The 5,561-nt window shown below is 61.6% G+C and carries 4 protein-coding genes; 2 read left to right on the plus strand and 2 right to left on the minus strand.

The genetic code is table 11. The features are described from left to right. Positions 1 to 129: 129 nt before the first annotated feature. Both thrB and thrC read right to left on the minus strand, forming a co-directional pair. On the minus strand, positions 130 to 1,011 hold the full coding sequence (thrB, locus tag ACTNBB_RS08870) for a homoserine kinase (protein WP_441057906.1): 882 nt from the start codon (positions 1,009 to 1,011) through the stop codon (positions 130 to 132). 203 nt (positions 1,012 to 1,214) lie between these two features. Further along, entirely contained in the window at positions 1,215 to 2,732 is a 1,518-nt protein-coding gene (gene thrC / locus ACTNBB_RS08875; RefSeq protein ID WP_441057909.1) for a threonine synthase, read from the minus strand. 103 nt (positions 2,733 to 2,835) lie between these two features. On the opposite strand from thrC, the gene ACTNBB_RS08880 reads away from it, so the two are divergent. Continuing rightward, on the plus strand, positions 2,836 to 4,224 hold the full coding sequence (locus ACTNBB_RS08880; protein WP_154514910.1) for an aspartate kinase: 1,389 nt from the start codon (positions 2,836 to 2,838) through the stop codon (positions 4,222 to 4,224). Positions 4,225 to 4,444: 220 nt separating this feature from the next. Next, entirely contained in the window at positions 4,445 to 5,470 is a 1,026-nt protein-coding gene (locus ACTNBB_RS08885; RefSeq protein WP_154514908.1) for an aspartate-semialdehyde dehydrogenase, read from the plus strand. The last annotated feature ends 91 nt before the right edge of the window (positions 5,471 to 5,561 follow it).

Here is a 5,561-nt window from a genome sequence, read left to right on the forward strand (position 1 = left end):
TTTTTTATTTGTGTGGGTTGTTTTTGTTTATGGGCCCGGGGGTGGGGGGGGCGGGCGGGGCCAATTCGATCTGCGGATTGTTTTCAGGGGAAGCCCCAAGGAGACCGGTGAGAGCAATGAGACAGGGCGCTACAGGTACTCGATTTGAGCGCCCTCGGTGTCGCACGTTAGAATGTGCGTCTCACACTTGGGGAACTGCTCACGCAGCTTGACCTGCAGGAATTTTGCCACGATGGTGTCGTCGGTCACAGCCATAAGGGTAGAGCCCGAACCGCTGATCCAGATGGTCTTGGCGCCGCCGTTAAGGCAGGTGTCGCGCACAGCGTTGTAGTCGGGAATCAGGCGACGACGATAGGGCTCCTGGATGCGGTCGTCATTGGCGGCGGCAATCAGGTCGAGGTCGCCGGCCTCCAGGCCTCGCGTCATGCCGGCGATACGGCCCATTTGCCATACGGCGGTGGAGAGCGGAATCTCCTGCGGCACGACCTTGCGTGCCTCGCTCGTGTGAACCTCGTAGGGCGGAATCACGGTAATAAAACGCAAGCGATCGCTCACCTCGTAGCGCAGGCACTGGGGGAGCGAATCGGTCGGCGTAAAGGAGCAGACGGCGCCGCCCAGGATGGCGGGAGCGACGTTATCGGGATGGCCCTCGACCTCGGTGGCAATGCGGACGAGCTCAGCGCGGTCGACGGTGTGGCCTGTCAGTGCGGCGGCGGCCATAATGCCAGCGACGACGCAAGTGGAGCTGGAACCCAGGCCGCGAGCGACGGGTACATCGGTTTGAATGTCGATGGCAACGGGAAAAGCCGGCTCGCCCCATGCGGCCAGCGCATCGACAAAGCTGACGTAGACCAGGTTGTTCTCGTTTTGGAACTCCTCGGGGCAGCCCGTGATGGCGAGCTTGTCAGCGCGCTCGAAGGTGAAGTGCGAGTAGAGGCTGACGGCCATGCCGAGGGTGTCGTAGCCGATGCCCAAGTTGGCGCTGGTTGCTGGGACGGTGATCTTGATCATGTGGGTCCTCCTGGCGTGCCTGGCTGTTTAGTTCGCTGCTCGGGCAGTCCTGCGCAAGACGGAAAGCACATTAAGTGCTTTCCTTTGCGTGCGGAACTCGCGACGAACTAAACAGCCAGGCACGCTGTGCGCGTTCGTCATCATCCCGGGGGTTATCTGATAAAAGAAGGTGCGCCGGCTTTCGCCGGCGCTTAATAAGGGTTTTAGTTGGTAGCCAACTTTTTTGCTGCAGACTCGACGTAGCTTGCCATCTCATCGACGTCACAGACGTCTTCGAAGCGGACGGGTTTGGACTCGAGCTCGGCGAGCTGTGCCGGTGCGGCCGTATTGGTGGCCTGCTCGAGCACGCGCATGGCCTCAAAGTCGTCCTCGGGAACGTTGAGACCCAGAGCATCGCAGCAGGCACGCGGGAACTTGTAGGGGCTGGCGGTCGAAAGCAGCACACGGGCCTTGGCGCCCTCGGCGGGAGCGACCTTTTCAAAGACGTGATAGCCGCAAGCGGTGTGCGGGTCGATCACGTAGCCGTTCGCATCCCAGCAGCTCTTGATGGCAGCGCGCACCTCGTCCTCGCTGGCCCAGCCGCAGCCAAAGACGCTCTGAATCTTTGCCAGCAGGTCGGCGGGAACCTCATAGTGACCAGTCTTTGCCAGCTGCTCCATAAGGCCGGCAACAAGCCCGCAGTCGCCATCGGACAGGAAGTAGAGCATGCGTTCCAGGTTGGAGCTGATGAGGATGTCCATCGACGGCGAGATGGTCGTGAAGAACGGACGGTTGCGGTCGTAGACGCCGGTGGTCAGGAAGTCAGCCAGCACGTTGTTCTTGTCGCTCGCGACAATGAGCTTGGCGACGGGCAAACCCATGCGCTTGGCATAGTAGCCGGCCAGGATATCGCCAAAGTTGCCGGTCGGTACGCAGAACTCCACGGCGTCGCCGGCCTCGATGGCGCCGGCGCGCAACAGCTGCGCATAGGCGGCAAAGTAGTAGACGACTTGCGGCACCAGACGGCCGACGTTGATGGAGTTGGCACTCGAAAGCACCGTTCCGGCGGCCTCCAAGCGCTCGGCAAGCTCCTTATCGGCAAAGATGCGCTTGACGGCACTCTGGGCATCGTCGAAGTTGCCGCGAATGCCGCAGACGGCGACGTTATCGCCTTCCTGTGTGGACATCTGCAGATTCTGCACGCGGCTGACCTTGCCTTCGGGATAAAAGACGGTGATACCCGTGCCCGGAGCGTCGGCAAAACCGGCGAGTGCGGCCTTGCCGGTGTCGCCCGACGTGGCGGTGACGATCATGATGCGCTCGGCGCCGCCGTCCTTGGCGGAAGTGCGGGCCATGAGGCGGGGGAGCATCTGCAGGGCGACGTCCTTAAAGGCACTCGTGGGGCCGCCAAAGAGCTCCATCACATAGGTCTGAGGGGCGTCAGCGCCCGGCGCAGCGTCGAGTTTGACGAGCGGCGTAACCTCTTCACTCGCGAACGTGCCGCGATATGCCTCATTCACACAGGCGGAAATTTCTTCGCCCGTGTAATCATTCAGTAACATTCCCAACACATCTTGAGCGATTTCAAAGTACGATTTATCTGCAAGCGAGCTGATATCGACCTGCTGGGTGCCGAGCTCGTCCGAGACAAACAAACCCCCGTCGGGAGCGATGCCGGTGCGGATTGCCACCTTACTTGAGCACGATAAAGTGCGTCCTCGTGTACTATGATAAGTTCCCATATAACACTGCTCCTCGGATGCCTTGGTCCCAATCGGTGAAACCATGGTATCAGAGCGCGCAAAACAGGTTCGCAGAGGCTTTTAGAAAGGTAACCTCCAGCCCATGATTAAGATTGCCAAGTTTGGCGGCTCGTCGGTCGCCGACGCCGAACACTTTAAGAAGATCAAGGCCATCGTCGATGCCGACCCGGCCCGCCGTTTTGTGGTGGTTTCCGCCTGCGGTCGCCGCTTTAAGGGCGACACCAAGGTGACCGACCTGCTCTACCTGGTTAACGCGCACGTTAAGTATCACGTGTCGTGTGAGGAGCTGCTCGAGGACATTGGCCAGCGCTATTTTGATATCGCTGACGAGCTGGAGCTCACCTATCCCATCCGTGAGGAGTTCGCGGCCTTTGCCGAGCGCGCCCGCTCGGGCGGCTACTCCACCGAGGAGCTTGTGAGCCGCGGCGAGTACTTCACCGCTCGCCTGATGGCCGAGTACCTGGGCCTGCCGTTCCTGGACGCCGCGACGGTTGTGGCGTTCCATCACGACGGTACGCTCAGCATGAACCGCACCTCCGAGCTGGTGCAGGAGTACGGTCAGCAGGGCGGCTTTGTTATGCCCGGTTTCTACGGCGCGACGCGTGAGGGCCAGATTAAGCTGCTCGATCGTGGCGGCGGCGATATCTCGGGCTCGATCCTGGCCAAGTGTCTGGACGCCGACCTTTACGAGAACTGGACCGACGTCTCGGGCTTCTACTCTGCCGATCCGCGTATTGTTCCCGAGGCTCAGCCCATTGCGCGCGTTACCTACGAGGAGCTGCGCGAGCTTTCGTACATGGGCGCAAGCGTCCTGCACGAGGAGGCCGTGTTCCCCGTGCGCGAGGCGGGTATTCCGCTGGTCATCAAGAACACCAATGCGCCGCAGGACCCCGGCACCATCATTAGCGAGACGGCTGATGAGGGCGAGGCGGAGCCCATCATTACCGGCGTGACCGGCAAGCGCGGTTTTGTCGCCATCAACGTGGCCCGCGATCGCACCAAGCCCCGCGTCGGCTTTATGCGCCGTGCACTTTCGGTCTTCGAGCGCTATGACGTTTCCGTCGAGCACATGCCCACCGGCGTCGACCGCTTTGGCGCCGTGGTGCAGGAGCAGGATGTGCACGATTCGCTGTACTCGCTCGTGGGCGACATCCAGCAGGAGGTTGAGCCGCTCGAGATTGAGGTTGTCGAGGGCCTGGCGCTCATCGCGACCGTCGGTCGTAACCTGCGCGGCCGCGCAGGTATTTCCGGCCACCTGTTTGGCATGCTCGGCCAGGCTGGCGTGAGCGTGCGCATGATTTCGCAGAGCTGCGACGAGATCAACATCATTATCGGTGTCGAGGATAAGGACTTCGACCTGGCGATTCAGACCATTTACCGTGCCTTCTCCGACGAGAACGGCATTGTGAAGGTCTCCGATCTGGAGGCTCCTGCACCGATTGAACCCGCCCTGGCCGCCCTCCACAAATAGCGACCATCCCGGTAGATTTTTGGGATATGTCTAGAAATCTACCTTTTGGCGCACGAGTGGGTTTTGAGGCATGCTCCAAAAAATCTAGCGCGGGGCGTTTCGTTTCGGTTTCGTTTCGACGGGGTGGGTTTCGTGTCCGCCCCGTTCTTGTATACACTGGGCAAGAATATCCTGCCTGCTCGGCGTGCGGGCAAAAGCCACAACCTTTAAAGGGGGAAGCATGAAACAGTACACGGTTGCTATTTTGGGCGCGACGGGGGCCGTGGGCACCCAGATGCTCGAGTGCCTCAACGAGCAGGAGTTTCCGGTTGGCAAGCTCAAGCTGCTGGCGAGCGCGCGCTCTGCGGGCAAGACCGTCGAGTTCCGCGGCGAGCAGGTTGTTATTGAGGAGGCTTGCCCCGAGGCCTTTGAGGGCTGCGACATCGTACTCGGCGCTGCCGGCGACGATATCGCCAAGGAGCTGCTGCCCGAGGCCGTCAAGCGTGGCGCCGTCGTGGTCGACAACAGCCACGCCTTCCGCATGGATCCCGAGGTGCCGCTCGTCGTGCCCGAGATCAATGCCGACGACATCAAGTGGCATCACGGCCTTATCGCTAACCCTAACTGTGCAACTATCATCGGCCTGGTTCCCACCTGGCCGCTGCACAAGCTCGCCGGCGTGAAGCGCATGATCGTCTCGACGTACCAGGCGGCTTCGGGCGCTGGTGCTCCCGGTATGGCCGAGCTCGAGGCCCAGCTGGCCGCCCTGGGTCGTGGCGAGGAGATTCCCGAGCCGCGCGCATTTGCCGCCCAGTTGGCGAGCAACCTGATTCCGCAGATTGGCGGCGTCAAGGAGGAGGGCTTTACCTCCGAGGAGATGAAGTTGCAAAACGAGGGTCGCAAGATTATGCACCTGCCCGAGCTGCGCGTGAACTGCACTTGTGTGCGCGTGCCTGTGCTGCGCTCGCACTCCGAGAGCATTACGCTCGAGTTTGAGCGCGACATTACGGTTGAGGAGGCCCGTGCTGCGCTGGCTTCTGCCCCGGGTGTCAAGCTGGTCGACGACCTGGGTGCCGAGGATGCGCACGACCGATTCCCCATGCCGATGGACACCTCCGACCAGGACCTGATTTGGGTCGGTCGCGTGCGCCGCGACATCTCGAACCCCGAGGCCGCGCGTGGCATCACCTTCTGGTGCTGTGGCGACCAAATCCGCAAGGGCGCGGCAACCAACGCCGTCCAGATCGCCAAGCTGCTCTGCGAGTAGCGGTGGAACTGTCCGGCGGGGGCCGGGCTCAGCTCTCAGAACGTCCTCGACCATGTGCGGCGCCTTGTCCGCGGCTCCGAAGGAGCAGGAC

The organism is Collinsella sp. HCP28S3_B9 (genome assembly GCF_052066095.1).
Classification (GTDB): domain Bacteria; phylum Actinomycetota; class Coriobacteriia; order Coriobacteriales; family Coriobacteriaceae; genus Collinsella.